Origin of the sequence: Pantoea sp. ICBG 828, assembly GCF_002928355.1 — a bacterium.
Lineage (GTDB): Bacteria > Pseudomonadota > Gammaproteobacteria > Enterobacterales > Enterobacteriaceae > Pantoea > Pantoea dispersa.
In genome coordinates this window covers 21,153-47,547 of record NZ_POWN01000008.1, presented here as the reverse complement: position 1 = coordinate 47,547, position 26,395 = coordinate 21,153, and the positions used below count along the sequence as shown (strand labels likewise).

23 protein-coding genes are annotated in these 26,395 nt (G+C 59.1%); 16 read left to right on the top strand and 7 right to left on the bottom strand.

Translation table 11 applies throughout. The annotated features are described in order from the left end of the window. Positions 1-267 precede the first annotated feature (267 nt). From C1Y43_RS18655 to C1Y43_RS18615, 9 genes are all read left to right on the top strand, one after another. Entirely contained in the window at positions 268-2,826 is a 2,559-nt protein-coding gene (locus tag C1Y43_RS18655) for a class I adenylate cyclase (protein ID WP_021506974.1), read from the top strand. Positions 2,827-2,951: 125 nt separating this feature from the next. Continuing rightward, positions 2,952-3,158, top strand: coding sequence for a lipoprotein (locus C1Y43_RS18650; RefSeq protein WP_022548017.1), 207 nt, complete (start codon positions 2,952-2,954; stop codon positions 3,156-3,158). Positions 3,159-3,187: 29 nt separating this feature from the next. Next, positions 3,188-4,012 (top strand): diaminopimelate epimerase, encoded by an 825-nt coding sequence (gene dapF / locus C1Y43_RS18645; protein WP_104189299.1) that lies wholly within the window; start codon positions 3,188-3,190, stop codon positions 4,010-4,012. After that, positions 4,009-4,713 carry a DUF484 domain-containing protein gene (locus tag C1Y43_RS18640; RefSeq protein ID WP_021506972.1) on the top strand — a complete coding sequence of 235 codons (705 nt, stop codon included), beginning with the start codon at positions 4,009-4,011 and terminating at the stop codon, positions 4,711-4,713. The genes dapF and C1Y43_RS18640 overlap by 4 nt, the downstream gene beginning before the upstream one ends. Beyond that, a complete protein-coding gene (gene xerC / locus C1Y43_RS18635; protein WP_104189202.1) occupies positions 4,710-5,621 on the top strand; it encodes a tyrosine recombinase XerC in 912 nt (303 codons plus the stop codon). Before C1Y43_RS18640 ends, xerC begins: the two co-directional genes overlap by 4 nt. Next, on the top strand, positions 5,618-6,334 hold the full coding sequence (gene yigB, locus C1Y43_RS18630) for a 5-amino-6-(5-phospho-D-ribitylamino)uracil phosphatase YigB (RefSeq protein WP_104189200.1): 717 nt from the start codon (positions 5,618-5,620) through the stop codon (positions 6,332-6,334). Before xerC ends, yigB begins: the two co-directional genes overlap by 4 nt. Positions 6,335-6,507: 173 nt before the next feature. Continuing rightward, positions 6,508-8,670: a DNA helicase II gene (gene uvrD / locus C1Y43_RS18625; RefSeq protein ID WP_021506969.1), complete on the top strand. Its 2,163-nt coding sequence runs from the start codon at positions 6,508-6,510 to the stop codon at positions 8,668-8,670. Positions 8,671-8,991: 321 nt separating this feature from the next. Then, the gene (gene corA / locus C1Y43_RS18620) at positions 8,992-9,945 is read left to right on the top strand and encodes a magnesium/cobalt transporter CorA (protein WP_010617090.1); all 954 of its coding nucleotides are present in this window, start codon (positions 8,992-8,994) and stop codon (positions 9,943-9,945) included. Positions 9,946-10,176: 231 nt separating this feature from the next. Continuing rightward, positions 10,177-11,229 (top strand): AbrB family transcriptional regulator, encoded by a 1,053-nt coding sequence (locus C1Y43_RS18615; protein WP_104189198.1) that lies wholly within the window; start codon positions 10,177-10,179, stop codon positions 11,227-11,229. Here the strand turns inward: C1Y43_RS18615 and rarD are convergent. Together rarD and C1Y43_RS18605 are read right to left on the bottom strand one after the other, a co-directional pair. Beyond that, complete coding sequence (gene rarD / locus C1Y43_RS18610; protein ID WP_104189196.1) at positions 11,200-12,099, bottom strand: EamA family transporter RarD; 900 nt, start codon at positions 12,097-12,099, stop codon at positions 11,200-11,202. The two genes, C1Y43_RS18615 and rarD, sit on opposite strands and share 30 nt — an antisense overlap. Before the next feature lie 43 nt (positions 12,100-12,142). Beyond that, on the bottom strand, positions 12,143-12,613 hold the full coding sequence (locus C1Y43_RS18605) for a thioesterase family protein (protein ID WP_031279610.1): 471 nt from the start codon (positions 12,611-12,613) through the stop codon (positions 12,143-12,145). Between the two features lie 164 nt (positions 12,614-12,777). Here C1Y43_RS18605 and pldA point away from each other — a divergent pair, with 164 nt between their 5' ends. From pldA to rhtC, 3 genes are read left to right on the top strand one after another with little or no spacing between them, the layout of a single operon-like run. After that, positions 12,778-13,656, top strand: coding sequence for a phospholipase A (pldA, locus tag C1Y43_RS18600; RefSeq protein WP_021506965.1), 879 nt, complete (start codon positions 12,778-12,780; stop codon positions 13,654-13,656). A 20-nt stretch (positions 13,657-13,676) separates the two neighbouring features. Continuing rightward, positions 13,677-15,500, top strand: coding sequence for an ATP-dependent DNA helicase RecQ (gene recQ / locus C1Y43_RS18595; RefSeq protein ID WP_104189194.1), 1,824 nt, complete (start codon positions 13,677-13,679; stop codon positions 15,498-15,500). A 12-nt stretch (positions 15,501-15,512) separates the two neighbouring features. Beyond that, positions 15,513-16,136, top strand: a complete 624-nt coding sequence (gene rhtC / locus C1Y43_RS18590; protein ID WP_021506963.1) for a threonine export protein RhtC — start codon at positions 15,513-15,515, stop codon at positions 16,134-16,136. A gap of 81 nt (positions 16,137-16,217) precedes the next feature. On the opposite strand, the gene rhtB is transcribed toward rhtC, so the two are convergent. Continuing rightward, positions 16,218-16,841 (bottom strand): homoserine/homoserine lactone efflux protein, encoded by a 624-nt coding sequence (rhtB, locus tag C1Y43_RS18585; protein WP_021506962.1) that lies wholly within the window; start codon positions 16,839-16,841, stop codon positions 16,218-16,220. A 103-nt stretch (positions 16,842-16,944) separates the two neighbouring features. Between rhtB and pldB the strand changes: the two genes are divergently transcribed. Both pldB and yigL read left to right on the top strand, forming a co-directional pair. Further along, positions 16,945-17,940: a lysophospholipase L2 gene (gene pldB / locus C1Y43_RS18580; protein ID WP_058771070.1), complete on the top strand. Its 996-nt coding sequence runs from the start codon at positions 16,945-16,947 to the stop codon at positions 17,938-17,940. A 32-nt stretch (positions 17,941-17,972) separates the two neighbouring features. After that, a complete protein-coding gene (gene yigL, locus C1Y43_RS18575; protein WP_058758117.1) occupies positions 17,973-18,773 on the top strand; it encodes a sugar/pyridoxal phosphate phosphatase YigL in 801 nt (266 codons plus the stop codon). Between the two features lie 34 nt (positions 18,774-18,807). On the opposite strand, the gene glpT is transcribed toward yigL, so the two are convergent. After that, a complete protein-coding gene (gene glpT, locus C1Y43_RS18570; protein WP_021506959.1) occupies positions 18,808-20,148 on the bottom strand; it encodes a glycerol-3-phosphate transporter in 1,341 nt (446 codons plus the stop codon). A 404-nt stretch (positions 20,149-20,552) separates the two neighbouring features. Between glpT and C1Y43_RS18565 the strand changes: the two genes are divergently transcribed. Next, a complete protein-coding gene (locus C1Y43_RS18565) occupies positions 20,553-21,431 on the top strand; it encodes a carboxylate/amino acid/amine transporter (protein WP_088516577.1) in 879 nt (292 codons plus the stop codon). Here C1Y43_RS18565 and C1Y43_RS18560 read toward each other — a convergent pair. Both C1Y43_RS18560 and metR read right to left on the bottom strand, forming a co-directional pair. Then, on the bottom strand, positions 21,428-21,910 hold the full coding sequence (locus C1Y43_RS18560) for a DUF1456 family protein (protein WP_021506956.1): 483 nt from the start codon (positions 21,908-21,910) through the stop codon (positions 21,428-21,430). The two genes, C1Y43_RS18565 and C1Y43_RS18560, sit on opposite strands and share 4 nt — an antisense overlap. A gap of 90 nt (positions 21,911-22,000) precedes the next feature. Next, entirely contained in the window at positions 22,001-22,933 is a 933-nt protein-coding gene (gene metR / locus C1Y43_RS18555; protein WP_021506955.1) for an HTH-type transcriptional regulator MetR, read from the bottom strand. A gap of 226 nt (positions 22,934-23,159) precedes the next feature. Between metR and metE the strand changes: the two genes are divergently transcribed. Continuing rightward, complete coding sequence (gene metE / locus C1Y43_RS18550; protein ID WP_104189192.1) at positions 23,160-25,430, top strand: 5-methyltetrahydropteroyltriglutamate--homocysteine S-methyltransferase; 2,271 nt, start codon at positions 23,160-23,162, stop codon at positions 25,428-25,430. Positions 25,431-25,483: 53 nt separating this feature from the next. On the opposite strand, the gene C1Y43_RS18545 is transcribed toward metE, so the two are convergent. Beyond that, complete coding sequence (locus C1Y43_RS18545) at positions 25,484-26,323, bottom strand: dienelactone hydrolase family protein (protein WP_021506953.1); 840 nt, start codon at positions 26,321-26,323, stop codon at positions 25,484-25,486. Positions 26,324-26,395: the final 72 nt, after the last annotated feature.

Sequence of the window (26,395 nt, the reverse complement as noted above, 5' to 3'; positions counted from 1 at the left end):
AATGCTGTCAGTTTCAACGGATTGACCAGGCTGCAATCTCAGACCGGAGCCCGCTTTTACGGCGTCAGATTCTGAGGCTGGAGTCCGAAAATGCAGGGCTACGTTTGGAACGTGCTAAACTGTCAGGTAGCGCAACTTTCTTTACGGTCAATCTTCCAGGTGTTAGATTGATCACGTTTCCAGCAATAATTTGCCCGACATCTTTATTATTAAGCGGCAGATTTTGGAAACAGGGTGCTTAACACTGGGACAATCAGGCGAAACGTCTTGTACCTCTACATTGAGACACTGAAACAGAGACTGGATGCGATAAACCAGCTGCGTGTAGATCGCGCACTGGCTGCCATGGGACCTGCTTTCCAGCACGTCTACAGTCTGCTGCCAACATTACTGCATTATCATCATCCGCTGATGCCGGGTTACCTTGAAGGTAGCGTTCCCCATGGCGTCAGCTTCTTTGCGCCTGATGAAAACCAGCAGCAGCTGCTGCAACAGTTAGCGGGCGACCATCCGCTCGACCTCAGCAGCGCGGTGAAGGGTGAACTGCCTATCACCGGCATCTACTCGATGGGCAGCACCTCGTCCGTCGGCCAGAACAGCGTCTCCGATCTCGACATCTGGGTATGCCATCAGTCATGGCTGGATAACGAAGAGCGTCTCAATCTGCAGCGCAAGTGTACGCTCCTGCAAAAATGGTGTGTGTCGCTGGGTGTGGAAGTCAGCTTCTTCCTGATCGACGAAAACCGCTTCCGCCATAACGAGAGCGGCAGCCTCGGCGGTGAGGACTGCGGTTCCACTCAACATATTTTACTGCTGGATGAGTTCTACCGTACCGCCGTGCGCATGGCGGGCAAACGCATCCTGTGGAACATGGTGCCCGGTGAAGAGGAGCACCATTACGACGATTACGTGATGTCGCTCTATTCACAGGGCGTGCTGACGCCGAATGAGTGGCTGGATCTCGGCGGTCTCGGCACGCTGTCGGCGGAAGAGTATTTCGGTGCCAGCCTGTGGCAGCTGTATAAAAGTATCGATTCGCCGTACAAAGCGGTGCTGAAAACCCTGCTGCTGGAAGCTTACAGCTGGGAATACCCGAACACGCAGCTGCTGGCGATGGATATCAAACAGCGGCTGCACGACGGCGAAATTGTCTGCTTCGGTCTCGATCCCTACTGCATGATGCTGGAGCGCGTGACGCGCTATCTGACCAGCGTCGATGACACCGCGCGCCTCGACCTGGTGCGCCGCTGTTTTTACCTCAAAGTGTGCGAAAAACTCTCCAGCGAGGAGCAGCATCCGCGCGCGGGCTGGCGGCGTGAAATCCTGTCGCAGCTGGTGAAAGAGTGGGGCTGGGACGATGAGAAGCTGGCGGTGCTGGATAATCGCGCGCAGTGGAAAATCGAACGGGTGCGCGAGGCGCACAATGAGCTGCTGGATGCGATGATGCAGAGCTATCGCAACCTGATCCGTTTTGCCCGTCGCAACAATTTAAGCGTCAGCGCCAGCCCGCAGGACATCGGCGTGCTGACGCGTAAATTGTACGCCGCGTTTGAAGCGCTGCCGGGCAAAGTCACGCTGGTGAACCCGCAAATCTCGCCCGATCTGTCGGAAGAGAATCTGACCTTTATTCATGTGCCGGCCGGGCGCGCCAACCGTGCCGGCTGGTATCTGTATAACCAGTCGCCAGACATGAGCTCAATCATCAGCCATCAGCCGCTGGAATATAACCGCTATCTCAACAAGTTAGTGGCATGGGCGTGGTTTAACGGATTGCTGACGCGCAAAACCCGTCTGCACATCAAAGGCAACGAGTTCTGCGATCTGCCTCGCCTGCAGGAGCTGGTCAACGATGTCTCCAGCCACTTCCCGCTGCGCCTGCCGGCACCGACGCCGAAAGCGCTCTACAGCCCGTGCGAAATCCGGCATCTGGCGATCATCGTTAACCTCGAACACGATCCGACCTCAGCGTTCCGCAATCAGGTAGTGCACTTCGACTTCCGTAAGCTGGATGTGTTTAGCTTTGGTCAGCAGCAGCAGTGCCTGATCGGCAGCATCGATCTGCTGTACCGCAACTCATGGAACGAAGTGCGTACGCTGCACTTCAGCGGCGAGCAGGCGATGATTGAAGCGCTGAAAACCATTCTGGGCAAAATGCATCAGGACGCTGCACCGCCGGACACGGTAGAAGTATTCTGCTACAGCCAGCATCTGCGCGGTCTGATTCGCACCCGCGTGCAGCAGCTGGTGTCGGAATGCATTGAGCTGCGCCTGTCGAGCACGCGTCAGGAGCCGGGCCGCTTTAAAGCGCTGCGCATGGCCGGTCAGACCTGGGGGCTGTTTTTCGAGCGCATGAGCGTCTCGGTGCAGAAGCTGGAAAACGCAGTCGAATTTTACGGCGCGATTTCCAACAACAAGCTGCACGGTTTGTCGATTAAAGTTGAATCGAACCAGACGCCGCTGCCACCGGTGGTCAACGGCTACGCCAGCGAAGGCATCATTCAGTTCTTCTTTGAAGACACCAGTGACGATCGCGGCTTCAACATCTATATCCTTGATGAAAGCAACCGGGTGGAGGTGTATCACCATTGCGAAGGCAGCAAAGAGGAGCTGGTACGTGACGTCAGCCGCTTCTATTCGTCGTCGCACGATCGCTTTACCTACGGCTCGAGCTTTATCAATTTCAACCTGCCGCAGTTCTATCAGATTGTGCACGCCGGCGATCGCTTCCAGGTGATTCCGTTCCGCAGCCAGACGCTGACGCAGCTGTGCGCCACCCAGCCGGACAACGACAACGGCGACTTCCAGCCGCGCTACCAGATGCACTAAAGCCGCTGCGCTGTACGCAGTGGCCTGCCCCCGTTTCTGAACCTTCTGCCGGATATTTCCTGTTGCTTTTACAACGTCAACTGCGATGATAAGCAGCTGGGATTTGGATAAAAAGAGCAGACAGAATGATACGAGTGATGAGCCAGCTGGGTATGGCGCTGGCACTGGTCAGCCTGGTAGGCTGTGGCCTGAAAGGACCGCTGTATTTCCCGCCCAACGATCGGCCGCAACAGAAAAATCAGCCGGTGACTGAGCAGCAGCAGAAAGCGGCACAGGATGCGGATACCAGCGGCCTGGTCACCAGCAAACCGGCTGGCGTGCAGGCGAATTAAACCCGATGAGTCATCCGGCGGAGCAGAAAATGCAGTTCTCGAAAATGCACGGTCTCGGTAACGACTTTATGGTCGTCGATGCCGTGACGCAAAACGTCTTTTTTTCGCCGGAACTGATTCGCCGCCTGGCGGATCGGCATCTGGGGATCGGCTTCGATCAGTTGCTGATCGTCGAGCCACCTTACGATCCGGATCTCGATTTCCACTACCGCATCTTCAACGCTGACGGCAGCGAAGTGGCACAGTGCGGCAACGGCGCGCGCTGTTTTGCCCGCTTTGTTCGCCTCAAAGGGCTGACCAATAAAAGCGACATTCGCGTCAGCACTCAGACCGGCCGCATGGTACTGAGCGTCACCAGCGATGAGCTGGTACGCGTTAACATGGGCGAGCCCAACTTTGACCCGCAGCAGGTGCCGCTGCGCGCTAACAAGGCGGAAAACCTCTATCTGCAGCGCGTGGCCGAGCAGACCGTGATGTTTGGCGCGGTATCAATGGGCAATCCACACTGCGTGACTCAGGTTGAAAGCGTGAAAACCGCCGCGGTGGAGACGCTCGGTCCGGCACTGGAGAGCCATGAGCGCTTTCCCGAGCGCGTGAACGTCGGCTTTATGGAAGTGGTCAATCCGGAACACATCCGTCTGCGCGTGTATGAACGCGGCGCGGGCGAAACCCAGGCGTGCGGCAGCGGCGCCTGCGCCGCAGTGGCCTGCGGCATTCAGCAGGGCATTCTGGCGGAGAAAGTGCGCGTCGATCTGCCCGGCGGCACGCTGCATATCGCCTGGAAAGGGGCCGGTCAGCCGCTGTTTATGACCGGGCCAGCCACACACGTCTATGATGGGTTTATTCATCTATGAAAAATATCGAAGAGCAGACCGACAGCGCGGTTTTGCTGGACGATCAGGCGGTGAGCGCCTGGCTGCGTCACAACCCCGATTTCTTTATTCGCAATGCGCGCCAGGTTGAGCAAATGATGGTGCCGCATCCGGTGCGCGGCAGCGTATCGCTGGTGGAGTGGCATATGGCGCGTCAGCGCAACCACATCCAGCAGCTGGAAGAGGAGATTACGCTGCTGATGGAGCAGGCAACCGCCAATCATCAGCTGTTCGATCGCCTGCTGGCGTTGCAGAGCCATCTCGCGGCGGCCGATAGCCTGCAGGAGATGCTGACGCGCCTGCATCGCTGGGCGCGCGAGCTTGGCCTGGCGGGCGCTAATGTGCGGCTGTTCAGCGACCGCTGGCGCATCGGCGCACCCTCCGATTTCACCCAGCTTGGTCTGTCACGCCAGGCGTTTGAGCCGCTGCGCATCCAGCGCTTTGGTCAGCAGCATCACTACCTTGGCAGCCTGAACGGACCGGAGCTGCTGCTGCTGCTGCCGCAGGCGAAAGCCGTCGGATCGGTGGCGATGTCGCTGATGGGCGAGCAGGGCGATCTCGGCGTACTGATCTTCAGCAGCCGCGACAACCAGCACTATCAGGCGGGCATGGGCACGCTGCTGCTGCAGCACCTGGCACAAATGCTGCCCGACCTGCTGTCTCGCTGGGTGGAGCGCGCATGAGCAGCGCCAGCCCGCTGTTGCCGGCCGTTGAGGGCTTTCTGCGCTATCTGAAAGTCGAACGCCAGCTCAGCCCGCTGACGCAAAAGAATTACCAGCGCCAGCTGCAGGCGCTTATCGCCATGGCGGATGACATGCACATTACCGCCTGGTCGCAGCTGGAACCGGCACAGGTGCGCAGTCTGGCGGCGCGCAGCCGGCGCGGCGGTCTCGGTGCCAGCAGCCTGGCCCTGCGCATGTCGGCGCTGCGCAGCTTTCTCGACTGGCAGGTCAGCCAGGGCATGCTGAGCGCCAATCCGGCGAAAGGCATCGCCACGCCGCGCAACGCACGGCATCTGCCAAAAAATATGGATGTCGACGAAGTCAGCCAGCTGCTGGAGATCGACCTCGACGATTCGCTGGCGGTGCGCGACCGCGCCATGCTGGAAACCATGTACGGCGGCGGTTTACGTCTCGCTGAGCTGGTGGGCATCGACTGCCGTCATCTGGACCTGGAGAGCGGTGAAGTCTGGGTGCGCGGTAAAGGCAGTAAAGAGCGCCGCGTGCCGATTGGCGGCACCGCCGTCACCTGGCTGCAGCACTGGCTGCCGTTACGCAACAGCTTCGCGCCGCAGGATGATGCAGTTTTTGTGTCGACGCGCGGCAGCCGTATTTCGGCGCGCAATGTGCAGAAACGCTTCGCCGAATGGGGCATTAAGCAGGGCGTCGCCAGCCATATCCACCCGCATAAGCTGCGCCACTCGTTTGCTACCCATCTGCTGGAATCGAGCGGCGATCTGCGCGCGGTGCAGGAGCTGCTCGGCCACGCCAACCTCTCGACCACGCAAATCTATACCCACCTGGATTTCCAGCATCTGGCGTCGGTATACGATGCGGCACACCCGCGTGCCAAACGAGGAAAGTCTGAATGAAGTTTTATCGCCCGCTGGGCCCGATCAAAGCCATCACCTTCGATCTTGACGATACGCTGTATGACAACTATCCGGTGATCCGCAAAACCACGGCGGAATCGCACGCTGCGCTGCAGGCGTATCACCCGGCGCTGCACGAGTTTACGCCGGAAGATTATCAGGCGCTGCGCGATGAACTGCTGCTGCGTGAGCCGGAAATTTATCACGATGTCTCTGAGTGGCGTCGCCGCTCGGTAGAGCTGGCGCTGCTCAACGCCGGACTGCCGGCCGCGCAAGCCAGCGCAGGTGCCCGCGACGTGATGAGCGTGTTTCATCAGTGGCGCAGTGCGGTGGAGATGCCAGAAGAGACGCATCAGACGCTGGCCTGGCTCGGCGAGCGCGTGCCGCTGGTGGCGATCACCAATGGCAACGCCGACCCGCAAAAGCTCGGCATTGATCACTACTTCCAGTTCGCGCTGCGCGCCGGTCCGCACGGGCGCGCCAAGCCGTGGCAGGATATGTACCATCTGGCCGCCGAACGGTTGGGCATTGCGCCGCAGCATATTCTGCACGTCGGCGATGACCTGACCACCGACGTCGCCGGTGCGCTGCGCGCCGGTCTGCAGGCGTGCTGGATCAACCTGCGTGACGGCAATCTGATGAAGATTGATGACGCGCGCCTGTTGCCACACGTGGAAATTCATCAGTTGGCATCGCTGACCTCGCTGCTATAATGGCTGTAAATTTATCCAGTCGTATTCTGTATTCTGCAACGCGCGGCCGTGCAGGCTGTGTGTCACCAGCCTGATCGCTTAGCTGATTACGCCCTCGCAGATATCTGCCCTTGCCGCCAGGCGGCAACGCGAACGGTGCAGGATACGCATCCTACTTGCTTAAAACGGTGCTTATGGACGTTTCCGATCTGCTTAACGGCTTGAATGACAAACAGCGCGAAGCGGTCGCCGCGCCGCGCAGCAATCTGCTGGTGCTGGCCGGAGCAGGCAGCGGTAAAACCCGCGTGCTGGTGCATCGCATCGCCTGGCTGTTGTCGGTAGAGAACTGCTCGCCTTACTCAATCATGGCGGTGACCTTCACCAACAAGGCGGCGGCGGAGATGCGCCACCGTATCGACCAGCTGATCGGTACCAGCCAGGGCGGCATGTGGATTGGTACCTTCCACGGCCTGGCGCACCGTTTACTGCGCGCGCACCACCTGGATGCCGGGCTGCCGCAGGATTTCCAAATCCTCGACAGCGAAGATCAGTTGCGTCTGCTCAAGCGCCTGATCAAAGCCATGAACCTCGACGAGAAACAGTGGCCGGCGCGTCAGGGCATGTGGTACATCAACGGCAAAAAGGACGAAGGGCTGCGGCCTAAGCACATCGAAAGCTACGGCAACCCGGTGGAGCAGACGTGGCTGCGTATCTATCAGGCGTACCAGGAAGCCTGCGATCGCGCCGGGCTGGTCGACTTCGCCGAACTGCTGCTGCGGGCGCATGAGTTGTGGCTCAACAAGCCGCAGATTCTCAATCACTACCGTGAGCGCTTCAGCAATATTCTGGTGGACGAATTCCAGGACACCAACAACATTCAGTACGCGTGGATTCGCATGCTGGCAGGCGACAGCGGCCGGGTCATCATCGTTGGCGATGACGATCAGTCCATTTACGGCTGGCGCGGCGCGCAGGTGGAGAACATCCAGCGTTTCCTGCAGGATTTTCCTGGCGCGGAAACCATCCGTCTTGAGCAGAACTATCGCTCCACCAATAACATTCTGAAAGCAGCCAACGCCCTGATTGCCAACAACAATGGCCGTCTGGGGAAAGAGCTGTGGACCGACGGCAGCGACGGCGAAAAGATTTCGCTGTATTGCGCGTTCAACGAGCTGGATGAAGCGCGTTTTGTCGTCAATCGCATCAAAACCTGGCATGAAAACGGCAACGCGCTGCAGGATTGCGCCATTCTCTACCGCAGCAACGCCCAGTCGCGCGTGCTGGAAGAGGCGCTGCTGCAGGGCAGTATGCCGTACCGCATTTACGGCGGCATGCGCTTCTTCGAGCGCCAGGAGATCAAAGATGCGCTGGCCTATCTGCGGCTGCTGGCCAACCGCAACGACGATGCGGCATTCGAGCGCGTGGTCAACACGCCGGTGCGCGGCGTTGGCGATCGCACGCTCGATGTGGTGCGCCAGACCGCGCGTGAGCAGCAGCTGACGCTGTGGCAGGCCACGCGCGCACTGCTGCAATCCAAAGCGCTGGCTGGCCGTGCCGCCTCGGCGCTGCAGCGCTTCTGCGAGCTGGTGGATGCGCTGGCGACGGAAACCGCTGAGCTGCCGCTGCACGTACAGACCGATCGGGTGATTAAAGACTCCGGCCTGTGGCTGATGTACGAGCAGGAAAAGGGCGAAAAAGGCCAGGCGCGTATCGAAAACTTAGAGGAACTGGTCACTGCCACGCGCCAGTTCAGCTATCAGGACGAAGACGAAGATCTGATGCCGCTGCAGGCGTTTCTGTCGCACGCGGCGCTGGAAGCTGGCGAAGGCCAGGCGGACAAGTGGCAGGATGCAGTGCAGCTGATGACGCTGCACTCGGCGAAAGGGCTGGAGTTCAGCCAGGTGTTTATCGTCGGCATGGAAGAGGGCATGTTCCCGAGCCAGATGTCGCTGGACGAAGGCGGCCGGCTGGAGGAGGAGCGTCGCCTGGCGTATGTCGGCGTGACGCGTGCGATGGAGAAGCTGACGCTCACCTACGCCGAAACCCGCCGGCTTTATGGTAAGGAAGTGTATCACCGGCCATCGCGTTTCATTGGTGAACTGCCGGAAGAGTGCGTGGAAGAGGTGCGGCTGCGCGCCAGCGTGAGCCGGCCGGTGAGTCATCAGCGCATGGGCACACCAGTGGCGAAGAGCGACAGCGGCTTCGCGCTCGGGCAGCGCGTGCGCCACGCTAAGTTCGGCGAAGGCACCATTATCAATCTGGAAGGCAGCGGCGAGCACAGCCGTCTGCAGGTGGCCTTCCAGGGCCAGGGCATCAAGTGGCTGGTGGCGGCTTACGCCCGGCTGGAAACCGTGTAGCGCGGTTGCGCTACCTTGACGACTTTTTCGTCTCAGCGTAACATGCGCGCACTATTATCATGAGAGGACAATGCCTTGGACGCGCCCAGTCGATGCTGGCTCTATACCCTGGTTAACAGGGACAATTTCTAAGGCTACCTCTTTAACGCGGGTAGCCTTAGCGGTTATCAGCGACCTCCCTTTTTGATCCCGTCGCACGAGTCAGCACTGATTTACCCTTGAAGCGAAAGTTTCCGCGTTCAGGCTTTGCCGTGCCCGTGGTGCCAGCAGCACTGCGGTTCACCGCCTTGTCCCATGTCGTCTGCAATGGGGAGTATTGCTATGCTGAGCGCATTTAAACTGGAGCGCGATCGCCTGACGCGCATCGAGCTGGAAGACAACAACGACAAACTCAACACCTCGGTGTGGGTCGATCTGATCGAGCCGGACGACAGCGAGCGTGAGCGCGTGCAGTCGGAACTGGGGCAGAGCCTGGCAACGCGCCCCGAGCTGGAGGACATTGAGGCCTCGGCGCGTTTCTTCGAGGACGAAGACGGCCTGCACATCCACTCCTTTTTCTTTTTTGAAGATGCTGAAGATCACGCCGGCAACTCCACCGTGGCGTTTACCATCCGCGAAGATCGCCTGTACACACTGCGCGAGCGTGAGCTGCCGGCGTTCCGCCTGTACCGCATGCGCGCGCGCAATCAGCAGCTGACCGACGGCAACGCCTACGAACTGCTGCTCGATCTGTTCGAAACCAAAATCGAGCAACTGGCGGATGAGATCGAGAACATCTATAGCGCGCTGGAAAAACTCAGCCGCGTGATCATGGAAGGGCAGCAGGGCGAAGAGTACGACGACGCGCTGTCGCGCCTGGCGGAGCTGGAAGATATCGGCTGGAAAGTACGCCTGTGTCTGATGGATACCCAGCGTGCGCTGAACTTCCTGGTGCGTAAAGCGCGGCTGCCGGGCAATCAGCTGGAGCAGGCGCGCGAGATCCTGCGCGACATCGAATCGCTGCTGCCGCACAACGAATCGCTGTTCCAGAAGGTTAACTTCCTGATGCAGGCGGCGATGGGCTTTATTAACATCGAGCAGAACCGCATCATCAAAATCTTCTCGGTGGTGTCCGTGGTGTTCCTGCCGCCGACGCTGGTGGCCTCCAGCTACGGCATGAACTTTGAGTTTATGCCGGAGCTGAAGTGGAGCTTTGGTTATCCCGGCGCGATTGGCCTGATGATTCTCGCCGGGCTGGCGCCGTATCTCTATTTCAAACGGAAGAACTGGCTGTAATCGCACAGCATTGCATCATCGCACAGAACCGTAGCGGCGCGATTCATCGCGCTTTGTCTAACGGATGCTCAGCATATTGCGCCGTGGCATTCGCGTTATTAATACGCAAACCTGAGCGCAATAAATTGCGCCGCTACAACAGCGTGCGGTCTTTTGCTGGCGCCTTACCCCTGACGCGCCAGCGCTAATCTGCTAACCTGTTGCCTCAACTCACTTTCTGATTTCCACCTTATGGCGCGTTTCTCTTTGCGGCAGCAGTGGGCGCTGCTGCTGACGGCTTCGCTGGTGCTGGGCTGCCTGCTGCAGCTATTGCACCTGCCGGCTGCACTGCTGCTCGGTCCGATGATTGTCGGTACCATTATGGGTCTGAGCGGCGCAACTGTGCGCATCGACAAACGGCTGTTCGTGCTGGCACAGGCGGTGCTGGGCTGCATGATCGGCCAGAGCCTGTCGCCTGCGATCCTCTCGCCGCTGCTCGATGACTGGCCGGTGGTGCTGGCGGTGCTGCTGCTGACGCTGGCGGCCAGCGGGCTGTCCGGTTTTCTGCTGGTGCGCTTTAGCTCGCTGCCGGGACCCACCGGCGCGTGGGGATCGTCGCCGGGCGGCGCGTCCGCAATGGTGGCGATGGCGGGCGATTTTGGCGCTGACGTGCGGCTGGTGGCGTTTATGCAATATCTGCGCGTACTGTTTGTTGCTACCGCCGCGGCCGTGGTGGCCCGCATCGGCCTCGGCAACAGCGGTGCCGCCGCCCACATTGTCTGGCTGCCGCCGCTGCACAGTGGCTTCGCGCTGACGCTGCTGGTGATGGTGGCGGGCGCGTGGCTGGGGCAGAAACTGCGTATTCCGTCCGGCGCGCTGCTGCTGCCGGCGCTGATGGGTGCCACGCTGCACGGAACAGGTGTCGCGACGCTGCAGGTGCCGGAGTGGCTGCTGGCACTGGCCTATGCGCTGATCGGCTGGAGCGTTGGCCTGCGCTTTACCCGGCCGATCTTTTTGCTGGCGCTGCGCACGCTACCGCAAATGATCGCCTCGATTATCGGCCTGATGCTGTTGTGCGGGGGGCTGGCGTGGATGCTGACGCGCGTGCTGCACGTCGATCTGATGACCGCTTATCTGGCAACCAGCCCGGGCGGGCTGGATACGGTGGCGATTATTGCTGCTGGCAGCCGGGTCGATATCGCGTTTGTTATGGCGCTGCAGACGCTGCGTCTGTTTACCATTCTGCTCACTGGCCCGGCGATGGCCCGTTTTATCTCACGCTATGCGTACGCGCGTGCGGGCTGAAAACAGCAGCGCGTCCAGAATGAAGATCGCCAGCGCCAGCCAGATGAAGCCGAAGGTCACCATTTTATCCGGCGTCAGGCTCTCACCGTAAAACAGCACCGCCAGCAGGAACATCAGCGTCGGCCCGAGGTACTGAAAGAAACCGACCGTCGACAGGCGCAGGCGCGCGCAGGCGGCGGCAAACAGCATCAGCGGAATGGTGGTAATGATGCCGGCGGCGATCAGCTTGAGGTTCAGGCTGAGCGGATTGGCGCTGAGGTGGCTGGTGGTGCTGTCAGCAAAGCCAAACAGATAGATGGCCGCCAGCGGGAACAGCCACGCGGTTTCAATCAGCATACCGCTCTGTGCATCAACCTGAATCTTCTTGCGCACCAGCCCGTACAGCGCGAAGCTCAGCGCCAGGCCGAGACCGATGATCGGCAGCGAACCGAACTGCCACAGCTGCACCAGCACGCCGGTGGCCGCCAGCAGCACCGCCAGCCACTGCAGACGACGGAAGCGCTCGCGCAGAAACAGCATGCCAAACACCACGTTAATCAGTGGGTTGATAAAGTAGCCGAGGCTGGCCTCCAGCATATGCTGATTATTCACCGCCCAGATAAACAGCAGCCAGTTGCCGCCGATAGTCAGTGCGGTCAGCGCCAGCAGCAGCACTTTTTTCGGCTGGGCCAGCACGCTGCGTACCTGACGCCAGCTGCGGCTCAGGGTAATCAGTCCCAGCATAAACAGGGCCGACCAAATCACACGGTGGGTCATAATTTCCGTCGGTGGCACCTCTTTGACCAGCTTGAAATAGGCCGGCGCGATGCCCCAGATAAAGTAAGCGCCCAGCGCATAAAAAATGCCCTGACGCGTTTGTTGCGTATCCATCATCTATTCCAGAAAAGCGGCGAGTGTCGCAGGCCGCGCGAAGTTAACCAATAAGATAGGTCGCAGTCGCAGTGGCGATGTAATCGCCCTGCTGATTGTGCAATTCGACGCGCGCTACTGCGACTTTATTCCCGGCGCGCAGCAGACTGCTGGTGGCGACAAAGCGCTCGCCGCGGCCCGGGCGCAGGTAGTCGACGCGCATATCAATGGTGCCCATGCGCGACAGGCGCTGACGCAGCTCCTCTTCGCTGATGCTCTGCTGGCGCGACAGCGCATGGCTGACGCACACCAGCCCGGCGGCAACATCCAGCACTGAGGCAATCACGCCACCGTGCAGAATCTGCTGCGCGGCGTTACCCACCAGCATGGTTTTATTGGCAAAGCCGAGTTCGGCGTAATCGGCTTCAAGGCGATCCAGCTCAAGGCCCAGTGCCTGATTAAACGGCATGTGATAGACAAAAATTTCGCCAATCAGCCGGCGCGCTTCCTGCTGTGTCAGCATCGGGGATGACATTTTTCCTGCCTTAAGATGTTAAAGAATTGTGTATATTATGCCGCGTTCGCGCCGCTTTCCAGTTTCAGAAATCCGCGCTAATCAACCACCGGGTTTGCGTGTAGAATGGCGTGCTTTTTGAACCGTCGCCCGACGATAACTTTTGCAGCGCTCTGGAGAATTCTATGCGTAAGCAGTACGCCTTGCTGGCCGCGGCATTTATGGTTCCTGCGCTGGCGCAGGCCGATGAAGCCACCGTGAAAGAGGTTCATGACGCACCAGCAGTGAAGGGCAGTATTATCGCTAACCTGCTGGAAAAACACGATAACCCATTCGTGCTTTATCCCTATGAAAATAACTATCTGCTTTACACCTACACCAGCGACATGAATAAAGAGGCGATTTCCTCTTACAACTGGGCAGACAAAGCGAAAAAGGATGAAGTAAAATTCCAGCTCAGCCTGGCGTTTCCGCTGTGGCGCGGCATTTTGGGTGACAACTCGGTGCTGGCCGCGTCGTATACTCAGCGCTCCTGGTGGCAGCTGTCGAACCGGGGGGCTTCATCACCGTTTCGTGAAACCAACTATGAGCCGCAGATTTTTCTCGGCTGGGCCACCGACTATTCGCTGGGCGGCTGGACATTACGCGACGTCGAGCTGGGTCTGAATCATCAGTCAAATGGCCGCAGCGATCCCACGTCACGCAGCTGGAACCGCGCTTACGCCCGTCTGATGGCGGAGAACGGCAACTTCCTGGCGGAAATCAAACCCTGGTATCGTCTGCCGGAAAGTGCCAGCAACGACGATAACCCGGACATCACCAAGTACATGGGCTACTACCGCGCGAAGCTGGGCTATATGCTCGGCGACAGCATTTTCAGCGTGGAAGGCAACTACAACTGGAATAGCGGCTACGGCGGTGCAACCTTCGCGTGGAGCTATCCGATTTCTGAACACGTGCGCTTTTACACGCAGCTGTTCAGCGGTTATGGTGAATCCCTTATTGACTATAACCATCGCCAGACGCGTCTTGGCGTCGGCGTAACGCTTAACGATCTGTTCTAACCAGTCAAAACAGGATTACCGTGGCAACATCGGCAGTGCTTAATCAGGAAATGCTGGCGCAGCAGGTATTACAGGATACCTTCGGCTATCAGCAGTTCCGTCCGGGTCAGCAAACCATCATCGAAACCGCGCTGTCAGGGCGTGACTGCCTGGTGGTGATGCCGACCGGCGGCGGCAAATCGCTGTGCTATCAAATCCCGGCGCTGGTGCGCGACGGGCTGACGCTGGTGGTTTCGCCGCTGATTTCACTGATGAAAGATCAGGTCGATCAGCTGCTGGCGAATGGCGTGGCGGCGGCGTGCCTTAACTCGACGCAGACGCGTGAGCAGCAGCAGCAGGTGTTTGCGGACTGCCGCAGCGGCAAACTGCGGCTGCTGTACATCGCGCCGGAACGTCTGATGATGGATAACTTCCTCGACACCCTGCAGCACTGGAATCCGGTGATGCTGGCCGTCGATGAAGCGCACTGTATTTCGCAGTGGGGCCACGATTTCCGTCCGGAATATGGCGCGCTCGGTCAGCTGCGCCAGCGCATTCCGCAGCTGCCGGTGATGGCGCTGACCGCCACCGCCGATGAAGCCACGCGTAACGACATCGTGCATCTGCTGCAGATGCACGATCCGCTGATTCAGATCAGCAGTTTTGACCGTCCCAACATTCGCTACACGCTGGTGGAGAAGTTTAAGCCTACCGAGCAGCTGCTGCGCTATGTGCAGGATCAGCGCGGCAAAAGCGGCATCATCTACTGTAACAGCCGCGCCAAAGTGGAAGACACCGCTGCGCGTCTGCAGAGTCGCGGCATCAGCGTTGGCGCTTATCATGCCGGCATCGACAGCGAGCAGCGCGCACGCGTGCAGGAAGCCTTTCAGCGTGACGATTTGCAAATCGTGGTCGCGACCGTGGCGTTCGGCATGGGCATCAACAAGCCCAACGTGCGTTTTGTGGTGCACTTCGACATTCCGCGCAATATCGAATCCTACTATCAGGAGACCGGCCGCGCCGGGCGTGATGGCCTGCCGGCAGAAGCGATGATGCTGTACGACCCGGCCGACATGGCGTGGCTGCGTAAGTGTCTGGAAGAGAAAGCGCCCGGGCCGCTGCAGGATATTGAACGCCACAAACTCAACGCCATGGGCGCGTTTGCCGAGGCGCAAACCTGCCGTCGTCTGGTCTTGCTTAACTACTTTGGTGAAGGTCGCCAGCAGCCGTGCGGCAACTGCGATATCTGCCTCGATCCGCCGCGTCGCTATGACGGCCTGGTCGAAGCGCAAAAAGCGCTGTCGGGCATTTATCGTACCGGGCAGCGTTTTGGGATGAGCTATATTGTTGAAGTTTTGCGCGGCTCAACCAACCAGCGCATCCGCGATAACGGCCACGACAAACTGCCGGTGTACGGCCTCGGGCGCGAGCAGAGTCAGGAGCACTGGGTCAGCGTGCTGCGCCAGCTAATCCATCTGGGCATGGTGACGCAAAACATCGCCATGCACTCGGCGCTGCAGCTCACCGAGGCCGCGCGCCCGGTGCTGCGTGCTGAAGTGCCGCTGATGCTGGCGGTACCGCGCACCGTGACGGTGAAAAGCCGCAGCAGCGCGCCAAAAGTCTACGGCGGCAATTACGATCGCAAGCTGTTCGCCAAGCTGCGTAAGCTGCGTAAAGCCATCGCCGACGAAGAGAATATTCCGCCTTACGTGGTGTTTAACGACGCCACGCTGATTGAAATGGCAGAACAAATGCCGGTCAGCGCTTCAGAGATGCTGAGCGTGAACGGGGTCGGTCATCGCAAACTGGAGCGCTTCGGTAAGCCGTTCCTGCTGATGATCAAAGAACATCTTGATGAAGAATAAGGGAAATAAACCATGCTGATGTTATTTGCCACCGTCGCGCTGGTGCATCTGGTTGCGCTGATGAGTCCGGGACCGGACTTCTTTTTTGTCTCACAGACCGCCGCCAGCCGCTCGCGCAAAGAAGCGATGATGGGCGTGCTCGGCATTACGCTGGGGATTGTGATTTGGGCCGGTGTCGCGCTGATGGGCCTGCATCTGATTCTGGAGAAAATGGCGTGGCTGCATGAAATTATCATGGTCGGTGGCGGGCTGTATCTGCTGTGGATGGGCTGGCAGCTGCTGCGCTCGGCGCGTCAGCGTCACAAGCAACCTCATACGGAAGCGCCGGTGGTTGAGCTGCCAAAGCGTGGCATGAGCTTCCTCAAAGGGTTTCTCACCAACCTGTCTAACCCGAAAGCCATCATCTACTTCGGCAGTGTGTTTTCACTGTTCGTGGGTAACGATGTGGGCGCGATTGAGCGCTGGGGCCTGTTCCTGTTGATTGTCGGTGAAACCTTTGCCTGGTTTACCCTGGTGGCGGCGATTTTTGCCCTGCCGTGGATGCGCGATAAGTATCAGCGGATGGCGAAGTGGGTGGACGGTATGGCGGGCGTGCTGTTTGCCGGGTTTGGTATTCACCTCATCATCTCCCGATAAGATCCCGAACCGTAGCGGCGCAATTTATTGCGCGTTTCAACTGGGCGCGACAAAGCGTGCCGCTACGATCAGTGCCAATCGTTACGCCATTTTACGTGCGCTGGCCAGCAGTGCGCCGACCGCCATAAACAAGCCACCAAACACCCGGTTCAGCAGCTTCATCTGCTTCGGACCTTTGATCCAGCCAGCGATGCGCGTCGCCAGCGTGGCGTAACCAATCATCACAATGATGTCGACCACGATGGTGGTCACGCCGAGCACCAGATACTGCATCAGCTGCGGCTGGTGCGGCACGATAAACTGCGGAAACAGCGCGGCGAGAAACACAATGCTCTTCGGATTGGTGAGATTCACCAGCAGCGCGCGCTGAAACAGACGACGACGCGGCATCGCTTTGGCCACCGCATTGAGATCGATTCCGCCCGCTGAGCGCCACTGCTGAATGCCAAGCCACACCAGATAGGCCGCGCCCGCCCATTTCAGTACCTCAAACGCCAGCACCGACTGCGAAAACAGCGCGCCCAGACCGGCGCCCACCAGCACAATATGCACGGCAAGACCCAGCTGTAATCCGGTAATTGAGGCTGCCGCACCGCGATAGCCGTGGCTGATGCCGGTGCTCATGGTGTTGATCGCGCCGGAACCGGGCGAGAGGCTGAGGATGGTCGTGGTTAACAGGTAGGTTAACCACCATTCAATGGTCATGGGTGACATTCCCTGAAGAGAGTGAAGTGTGACACAATACGCCAGAAAATCGCGCTGCGCTATTAAGTGCAGAGCCGCGTTTGACGTTTTTTCAGGGGGACGGATGCAGCAGCATAAACAGAGTTGGCTCGGACGTGAGCACGCTTTTTCAGCCTTTGCTACCGGTCCGCTGCTCGACTTCTGGCGTCAGCGTGAAGAGTGTGAATTCAGCGGCGTGGGCAATCTGACCATTCGCTATGTGCGCTTCACCTCACCGCAACACCACCGTGTCATCCTGATTGTGCCCGGACGCATCGAAAGCTACATCAAATACCCCGAGCTGGCCTATGACCTGTTCCACTGCGGCTACGATGTGGTGATTATCGACCATCGCGGTCAGGGGCGTTCAGACCGGCTGCTGGCCGACTCGCATCGCGGTCACGTGGTGGAGTTCAGCGATTATGTCGACGATCTGGAAACGCTGTATCTGAAAGAGATCGTCAGCCATCACTATCAGCAGCGCTACGTGCTGGCGCACTCGATGGGCGGCGCAATTGTGGCGCTGTTTCTGGCGCGCCAGCCGCAGGCCTTCCACGCGGCGGTGTTTTGTGCGCCGATGTTTGGTATCGTGCTGCCGCTGCCGCCGTTTCTGGCGCACCGCATTCTCGACTGGGCGGAAAAGCTGCCCGCGCTGCGCGACGGCTACGCGCTGGGCACCGGACGCTGGCGCGCCAGCCCGTTTGGCATTAACCGGCTGACGCACAGTCGCGAACGCTATCGTCGCAATCTGCGCTTTTACGCTGACGATCCGGCGATTCGCGTCGGCGGCCCGACCTATCACTGGGTGCGGGAAGGGATTCAGGCCGGACGCCATATCCTTAATCAGGTGGCGCAGATTACGACACCGATTCTGCTGCTGCAGGCCAGTGAAGACGACGTGGTGGATAACCGCGCGCAGGATCTGTTTTGTGAGGCCATGGCGGCAGCGGGACATGCGGTGGAAGGCACCACGCCTTACATCATTCAGGGCGCGCGTCACGAGATCCTGTTTGAAACAGACGCCATGCGCGCCGAAGCGCTCAATGCGGTGGTCGACTTTTATCAGCGCCACCGTGACTAATGTATTCTTAGACATCAATACCAGAGGCCTACATGTACCACATCGTTGCATCCGACCTGGATGGCACGCTGCTTTCTCCGCAACATCGTCTGACGCCGTTTGCCCGCACCACGCTGCAGGAACTGGTGGCGCGCGATGTGCATTTTATCTTTGCCACCGGACGCCACTACATCGACGTCGGTCAGATGCGCGATAAGCTCGGCATTCCGGCGTATATGATCACCTCAAACGGCGCGCGCGTGCACAACGCCGACGGCGAACTGGTGTTCAGCCACAATCTGGACAGCGATATCGCCAGCGAGCTGTATGGCCTGAAGTATCACGATGAGAAAATCCTGACGCACGTTTACCGCGACGATGAGTGGCACATCAGCCGCCATAATCCGCAGGAAGCGGAGTTTTTCCAGGAATCGGTGTTCACCTATCAGGTGTATCAGCCCGGCATGCTGGCCACCGACGGCATCAGCAAAGTGTTCTTCACCTGCGACGATCCGGAGCATCTGGTTCCGCTGGAACAGGCGATTGAAGCGCGCTGGGGTGACCGGGTTAACGTCAGTTTCTCGCTGCCCACCTGTCTGGAAGTGATGGCTGGCGGCGTCTCGAAAGGGCACGCGCTGGAAGCGGTGGCGAAACAGCTGGGCTATTCGCTGAAAGAGTGCATCGCGTTTGGCGACGGCATGAATGATGTCGAGATGCTGAGTATGGCGGGCAAAGGCTGCATCATGCGTAACGCCCATCAGCGCCTGAAAGATACCCTGCCGACGCTGGAAGTGATTGGCAGCAACGCCGATGACGCGGTGCCGCAGACGCTGCGCAAATTGTTCCTCGCCTGAATAAAACGGGCCGGTATGCACCGGCCCGCTCAGATTACGCCTGCTGCTGCTTGTGGCGATGCTCGCTGACCATGGTCAGCAGCAGTAACACCACCGCCAGCACCGATCCGACAATCATCACTAAGAAACCGCCGTCCCAGCCGAAGAAATCCACGGTGTAACCGACAATCGCACTGGCTGCCACCGATCCGCCGAGATAGCCGAACAGACCGGTAAAGCCTGCCGCAGTGCCGGCCGCTTTTTTCGGTGCCAGCTCCAGCGCGTGCAGACCAATCAGCATCACCGGACCGTAGATCAGGAAGCCAATGACGATCATGCAGATCATATCTATGCCCGGATTGCCCGGCGGGTTCAGCCAGTAAATGATGGTGGCGATGGTCACCAGCGTCATGAAAAACACCCCGGTGGCGCCGCGATTGCCGCGAAATACCTTGTCCGACATCCAGCCGCACAGCAGCGTGCCCGGGATCCCGGCGTATTCGTACAGGAAATAGGCCCACGAGGATTTATCCAGCGTGAAGTGCTTCACCTCTTTCAGATAGGTCGGTGACCAGTCGAGGATGCCGTAGCGCAGCAGATAAACGAACACGTTGGCCAGCGCGATGTACCACAGCAGCTTATTCGGCAGCACGTACTGCATGAAAATCTGCTTCGCCGTCAGCTCCTGTTCGTGGTTCTCGCTGTAATCCGGCGGATAGTCATTCTTCCATGCCTCAATCGGTGGCAGCCCGCACGACTGCGGCGTATCGCGCATCAGCGCAAAAGCGATGATGGCGACGAGGATGGCACCAAACGCCGGCATATAGAGCGCGGCTTTCCAGTCGTTAAACCACGCCATGCCGAGCAGGAACAGCAGCGGAGGAATGCCGCCACCCACGTTGTGCGCGCAGTTCCATACCGACACAATGCCGCCGCGCTCTTTCTGCGACCACCAGTGCACCATGGTGCGTCCGCACGGTGGCCAGCCCATGCCCTGGAACCAGCCACACAGAAACAGCAGCACGAACATCACCATGATGCTCGAGGTTGCCCACGGCACGAAGCCCATTACCAGCATCACGGCGGCGGCGAGAATCAGGCCGGCGGGCAAAAAGACCCGCGGGTTGGAGCGATCCGAGACCGATCCCATGATGAATTTGGAAAAACCGTAGGCGATGGAGATGCCGGAGAGGGCAAAGCCAAGGTCGCCGCGGGAAAAGCCCTGTTCGACCAGGTAAGGCATCGCCAGCGCAAAGTTTTTGCGCACCAGATAATAGGCGGCGTAGCCAAAGAAAATGCCGAAGAAGATCTGCCAGCGCAGACGACGATAGAGCGGATCGACGCGATCATCCGCCACCTGGGGCTGGTGTGGTGCAGGTTTAAAAATACTCAACATCAGAATGGCCCTCCAAGGGCGCAATATAGTTATCGATTCCCAGCAGGTTGGGGCAAAAAAAGTACGACAGCGAACAGAAAGCAACCTTTCCATTTCGCGCACAGAATAGTGATGGTTACGCGCAGTTACTGTGACGTGTGACACATATGTTACAGTTTTATGACAATAAAGAGCGATATAAACCAGTAAATGTTGGATTTCGCGCATTTCTGTCAGAGAAAACGGCGCGCTGCCTCATAAAAATCGCCGCCCGTCGGTCAACCCGCCATGCGGACGCGTGCCTGCTGACCGGGCAGGGAAGATGCGATCGTGTTTAATTTCATCACATGTCAACCAGATTATCCCGCCAGCGCGCTGTAGTTTGTTTACACTAGCGCCAGTGTTGAACTTTAGGATACATAACCGTGCTGTTGCTGATCGTTACCACCATTCTGTGGGCTTTTTCTTTTAGTTTAATCGGGGAGTATCTGGCGGGGCAGGTGGATACCTGGTTCTCGGTGCTGATGCGTTTAGGCCTGGCGGCGCTGGTCTTTCTGCCGTTTCTGCGCTGGCGCGGTTACCGCGCCTCAACGTTGCTGCTCTATATGCTGGTGGGCATGCTGCAATTAGGCATCATGTATCTGATCAGCTTCGAGGCTTATCTCTATCTCAGCGTGCCGGAATTCCTGCTGTTTACGGTGATGACGCCGCTGTATGTCACGCTGATTTATGATCTGCTCAGCAAGCGCCCGCTGCGCATTGGCTATGCCTTTAGCGCGCTGCTGGCGGTGCTCGGTGCGGCCATTATCCGCTACGACAAAGTCAGCGATGATTTCTGGTTCGGACTGCTGCTGGTGCAGGCGGCTAACATCTGCTTTGCGATTGGCATGGTGGGCTATAAGCGCCTGCAGGAAGTCCGTCCGATGCCGCAGCACACCGCGTTCTCGTGGTTCTATCTCGGCGCAGTGCTGATCGCGGTGATCGCCTGGTGCATCTGGGGCAATCCGCATAAGCTGCCGACCACCACGCTGCAGTGGGGTGTGCTGGTATGGCTGGGCGTGGCCGCGTCCGGGCTGGGTTACTTCATGTGGAACTACGGCGCGACCCAGGTCGATGCCGGGACGCTGGGCATTATGAACAACATGCACGTGCCGGCAGGATTACTGGTGAATTTGGCGATCTGGCAGGAGAAGCCGCACTGGCCGAGCTTTATCGCCGGGGCGATAGTGATTTTTGCGTCCCTGTACGTGCATAAACGCTGGGTACTGGGACACACGGCCAAAAGCGGCAGTTCAGGCGCTTAGCTTTTTTTCGCGGGTGTCGATGGCCGCTGAATCAGCGTTAAGCCTTTCAGGAAGTTACGCAGAATCTGGTCACCGCACTCGCGATAATTTTTATGATCCGGGTTGCGGAAAATCGCGCCGATTTCAGCCTGTGACACCTTGAAGTTAGCCTTCAGTAAGATATCCGGGATATCGGTGGTTTTCAGCGCGAAGGCGATGCGTAACTTCTTGAGAAAGATATTATTATTCATGCGGCGCTCAACCGACGGGGCCGGCGCGTCTTCGCTTTTGCCGCGACGGTAGAAAATCAGACCGTTGAGGAAGTAGCCCATCAGCACATCCGGCAGTTTACGAAACGCCTCATCGTCATCTTTCTTCAGCCACGCCTGCACATCTTCACGCGGTACTTCACTGCCCGCCAGCGCAAAAATCTCCACCACTTTGCTGTCGCTCAAATCCAGCATATAGCGCACGCTGCGCAGCACATCATTATTGGTCATGGTGAAACTCTCCGGTAGCGGTTAAGGCGGCGCATTATAGAGCAGGCAGGGCAGGGATAACAGCACGGGCGCCATTGGCCGCCCGCGGCATCAGGACGAGACCGGCTGCAGGGAGCCGGGGCGCGAGGCATCGCGCACGTAAGGCAGGTGCTCGCAGGCGTGCTGACGGGCAAAGCGCACAAAGGCCTCCAGCACCGGCTGCCGCTGCTCGCCATCGCGCATCGCCGCGTATAAACGGCTCCACAATCCGTCGCCCAGCGTGCGTGTCACCACCAGCCCCTGGTGCTCAAAGCTCTCTACCACCCAGTGCGGCAGCGCGGCAATGCCCATGCCGGCCGACACCATCTGGATCAGCAACAGCGTATTATCCACGCTCTTCAGCGCCGGGCTGACGCCGGCTGGCTGTAAGAAGTTACGCCACACGTCCAGCCGCTGACGCTGTACCGGATAGATCATCAGCACCTCATCGGCCAAATCTTCCGGCGTGATGTGAGCCAGTTGCGCCAGACGGTGATCCGGCGCCAGCACCAGCCGCACCTCAAAATCAAACATCGGCGCATAGAACAAACCGCTGCGCGGCAGAATATCGGACGTCAGCACCACGTCCAGTTCGCCCTGCTGCAGCGCCGGCTGCGGATCAAAGGTCACGCCGGATTTGAAGTCCATCACTACCTGCGGCCAGCTCTGACGGAAATTGTTCAGGGCCGGCGTCAGCCACTGGATGCAGCTGTGGCATTCGATAGCGATGCGCAACGTGGTCTGATGCGGCTCATGACAGGCCTGCAGCGCCTGCTGGATCTGCGGCAGAATCTGCTCCGCCAGCTGCAACAGAATCTCTCCCTGCGGCGTAAAACGGAGCGGCTGGCTCTTACGCACGAACAGCCGAAAGCCCAGCCGCTGTTCCAGGTCGCTGAACTGGTGAGACAACGCCGATTGCGTCTGATGAAGCTGGGCGGCGGCGGCAGCCAGCGAGCCGGTGTGCCGTAACGCCTGCAGCGTCCGCAGGTGTTTGAGTTCGATCATGAGAGTCCTTCACATCGAGATTGAACAAATTGCGCTTGAGACACATACAGTACCCGCAGATTATAGCGGTGTAAACATCTGGACGGCTAAACATCTCAGTCAGACGCGACGGCCACTTTACCTTTGTCCAGCTAACACGCTCAGCGTACGGCAGGATTGCCCGCTGGATGAACGTAAATCGGTTGCTGCGACTGTCGCACAGTGAATAACTTCTGGAGAATCTCACATGACCATTCTGAACCATACTCTCGGTTTCCCTCGCGTCGGACTGCGCCGCGAACTGAAAAAAGCGCAGGAAAGCTACTGGGCCGGGAACAGCTCACAGGACGAACTGCTGGCGGTGGGTCGTGAACTGCGCGCCCGTCACTGGCAGCAGCAGAAAGACGCCGGTGTTGATCTGCTGCCGGTCGGCGATTTTGCCTGGTACGATCACGTACTGACCACCAGTCTGCTGCTCGGTAACGTACCGGCACGGCACCAGAATAAAGACGGCTCGATTGACCTCGACACCCTGTTCCGCATCGGCCGCGGTCGGGCGCCCAGCGGCGAACCTGCGGCGGCAGCAGAGATGACCAAATGGTTTAACACCAACTATCACTATATCGTGCCGGAATTTACCCAGGGTCAGCAGTTCCGTCTCAGCTGGACGCAACTGCTGGACGAGGTGGATGAAGCGCTGGCGCTCGGCCACACCATCAAACCGGTGCTGCTGGGGCCGGTGACGTATTTGTGGCTGGGTAAGGTGAAAGGTGACGCCTTTGACCGCCTGTCGCTGCTGCAGGCCATTCTGCCGGTGTACCGTCAGGTGCTGGCAGAACTGCGTCAGCGCGGCATCGAATGGGTGCAGATTGATGAGCCGGCGCTGGCGCTGGAACTGCCGCAGGCGTGGCGCGAGGCGTTTAAACCGGCGTACGACGCGCTACAGGGCGAAGTGAAACTGCTGCTGACCACCTACTTCGACAGCATTGGTCAGAATCTTGATGTCATCAAAACGCTGCCGGTGCAGGGCCTGCATGTTGATCTGGTGCACGGCAAAGACGATCTCCAGCAGCTCAACCAGCAGATCCCGGCGGACTGGCTGCTGTCGCTGGGGGTAATCAATGGTCGTAACGTCTGGCGCGCCGATCTCACCCGCTGGTTAGAGCGCCTGCAGCCGCTGACCGGCCAGCGTCAGCAGCTGTGGATCGGTTCCTCCTGTTCGCTGCTGCACAGCCCCATTGATCTGAGCGTGGAAACCCGCCTCGACGACGAGGTAAAAAGCTGGTTCGCCTTTGCGTTACAGAAGTGCACGGAGCTGTCGCTGCTGAGTCAGGCGCTGAACCAGCACGATGCCGCTGCGCTGCACGCCTGGAGCGCGCCGATTCGCGCCCGGGCAAACTCTGCTCGCGTGCACAACCCCGCCGTGGCGCAGCGTCTGGCGCAAATCCAGGCCAGAGACACTGAGCGCAACAGCAGCTACACCGTGCGTGCTCAGGCGCAGCGTCAGCGCTTTAACCTGCCAGCGTGGCCCACCACCACCATCGGTTCTTTCCCGCAGACCACCGAGATTCGCGGCCTGCGCCTCGACTTCAAAAAAGGCAACATTGACGGCGGCCACTACCGCACCGGTATCGCGGAACACATCCGGCAGGCGATTGCGGAGCAGGAGCGTCTGGGGCTCGACGTGCTGGTGCATGGCGAAGCCGAGCGTAACGACATGGTGGAGTACTTCGGCGAAAACCTCGACGGCTTTGTTTTCACGCAGAACGGCTGGGTACAGAGCTACGGCTCGCGCTGTGTTAAGCCGCCGGTGATCATCGGGGACGTCAGCCGCCCGCAGCCGATTACCGTCGAGTGGGCAAAGTATGCGCAGTCGCTGACCGACAAACCGGTGAAGGGCATGCTGACCGGACCGGTCACCATCCTGTGCTGGTCGTTCCCGCGGGAAGACGTGACGCGCGAAACCATCGCTAAACAGATTGCGCTGGCGCTGCGCGACGAAGTGCAGGACCTGGAAAAAGCCGGTATCGGCATCATTCAGATTGACGAACCGGCGCTGCGTGAAGGCTTGCCGCTGCATCAGTCTGACTGGGCAGCCTATCTGCGCTGGGCGGTGGACGCGTTCCGCCTTAACGCCGCGGTGGCGCAGGACGAGACGCAGATTCACACCCACATGTGTTATTGCGAGTTCAACGACATCATGGATTCGATTGCCGCGCTGGACGCCGACGTGATCACTATCGAAACCTCACGTTCTGATATGGATCTGCTGGATGCGTTTAAAGCGTTTGAATATCCCAATGAAATCGGGCCGGGCGTGTATGACATCCACTCACCCAACGTACCGAGCGTGGAGTGGATGGAAGATCTGCTGCGCAAAGCGGCGCAGAGTATTCCGCAGCAGCGCCTGTGGGTGAACCCGGACTGTGGCCTGAAAACGCGCGGCTGGAGTGAAACGCGTCAGGCGCTGGCCAACATGGTGAAAGCGGCGCAGAAGCTGCGCGCCGAAACCGTTTGATGGCAGGATAATACGTTGTGTTGTTGAGTTGGGGCGCGCTGGCGCCCCTTTTTTTATTCCGCGTTTGGCGCGACGCCATACTGCTTAAACCACGCCAGCATGCGCTGCCAGCCATCCTGTGCGGAATCGGCGTGGTAGCTCGGACGATAGTCGGCGTTAAAGGCGTGGCCAGCTTCCGGATACACCACAATCTCGGCTTTGGCATTGGCCGCGTGCAGGGCCTGGCGCATCTTATCGATACTTTCCAGTGGAATGCTTTCATCCTGGCCGCCATACAGGCCCAGCACCGGTGCATTCAAATCTACTGCAATATCAATGGGATGTTTCTGCTGCTTCAGCGTTTTCTCGCCCTCCAGGCGACCGTACCAGGCGGCAGCGGCGCGCACCTGCGGATTATGGGCGGCAAACAGCCAGCTGATGCGACCGCCCCAGCAGAAACCGGTGATCGCCAGACGACGGATATCGCCGCCGTGGCGCGCCGCCCAGTTGGCCACGTGGTCGAGATCCGACAGTACCTGCGAATCCGGCACTTTGCTCACCAGCTCTTTGAACAGGGTGGGGATATCGTTGTAATCGTTGGGATCGCCTTCGCGGAAATAGAGCTCCGGCGCCACGGCGAGATAGCCTTCCAGTGCCAGACGGCGGCACAGATCGCGGATGTGCTCGTGCACGCCGAAAATTTCCTGCACCACCAGCACGACCGGCAGCGTGCCGCTAAACTGTTGCGGACGAGCATAATAAGCCGGCAGGTTCTCACCCTGGCTCGGCACGGATGTCTCGCCCGCGTGAATGGCATCGCTGGCGGTAATGATGGTGCTGGCTGCGGTGGGCTGCACCGCTGGCGCAAAGCCGTCGGTGGCGGATTTTTGTGCCATATTGTCTTCGGTTTTCATGGTTCTCTCCATGCTAGCAAGTGCGCAATCACGTAACTATAGCCTGGCCTTACGGCAAGGCTGGCGTAGGGT

Coding starts and splice junctions, on each gene's coding strand:
- C1Y43_RS18650 (WP_022548017.1), top strand. CDS start 2,952: ATGATACGAGTGATGAGCCAGCTGGGTATGGCGCTGGCACTGGTCAGC.
- dapF (WP_104189299.1), top strand. CDS start 3,188: ATGCAGTTCTCGAAAATGCACGGTCTCGGTAACGACTTTATGGTCGTC.
- C1Y43_RS18640 (WP_021506972.1), top strand. CDS start 4,009: ATGAAAAATATCGAAGAGCAGACCGACAGCGCGGTTTTGCTGGACGAT.
- xerC (WP_104189202.1), top strand. CDS start 4,710: ATGAGCAGCGCCAGCCCGCTGTTGCCGGCCGTTGAGGGCTTTCTGCGC.
- yigB (WP_104189200.1), top strand. CDS start 5,618: ATGAAGTTTTATCGCCCGCTGGGCCCGATCAAAGCCATCACCTTCGAT.
- uvrD (WP_021506969.1), top strand. CDS start 6,508: ATGGACGTTTCCGATCTGCTTAACGGCTTGAATGACAAACAGCGCGAA.
- corA (WP_010617090.1), top strand. CDS start 8,992: ATGCTGAGCGCATTTAAACTGGAGCGCGATCGCCTGACGCGCATCGAG.
- C1Y43_RS18615 (WP_104189198.1), top strand. CDS start 10,177: ATGGCGCGTTTCTCTTTGCGGCAGCAGTGGGCGCTGCTGCTGACGGCT.
- rarD (WP_104189196.1), bottom strand. CDS start 12,099: ATGGATACGCAACAAACGCGTCAGGGCATTTTTTATGCGCTGGGCGCT.
- C1Y43_RS18605 (WP_031279610.1), bottom strand. CDS start 12,613: ATGTCATCCCCGATGCTGACACAGCAGGAAGCGCGCCGGCTGATTGGC.
- pldA (WP_021506965.1), top strand. CDS start 12,778: ATGCGTAAGCAGTACGCCTTGCTGGCCGCGGCATTTATGGTTCCTGCG.
- rhtC (WP_021506963.1), top strand. CDS start 15,513: ATGCTGATGTTATTTGCCACCGTCGCGCTGGTGCATCTGGTTGCGCTG.
- rhtB (WP_021506962.1), bottom strand. CDS start 16,841: ATGACCATTGAATGGTGGTTAACCTACCTGTTAACCACGACCATCCTC.
- pldB (WP_058771070.1), top strand. CDS start 16,945: ATGCAGCAGCATAAACAGAGTTGGCTCGGACGTGAGCACGCTTTTTCA.
- yigL (WP_058758117.1), top strand. CDS start 17,973: ATGTACCACATCGTTGCATCCGACCTGGATGGCACGCTGCTTTCTCCG.
- glpT (WP_021506959.1), bottom strand. CDS start 20,148: ATGTTGAGTATTTTTAAACCTGCACCACACCAGCCCCAGGTGGCGGAT.
- C1Y43_RS18560 (WP_021506956.1), bottom strand. CDS start 21,910: ATGACCAATAATGATGTGCTGCGCAGCGTGCGCTATATGCTGGATTTG.
- metR (WP_021506955.1), bottom strand. CDS start 22,933: ATGATCGAACTCAAACACCTGCGGACGCTGCAGGCGTTACGGCACACC.
- metE (WP_104189192.1), top strand. CDS start 23,160: ATGACCATTCTGAACCATACTCTCGGTTTCCCTCGCGTCGGACTGCGC.
- C1Y43_RS18545 (WP_021506953.1), bottom strand. CDS start 26,323: ATGAAAACCGAAGACAATATGGCACAAAAATCCGCCACCGACGGCTTT.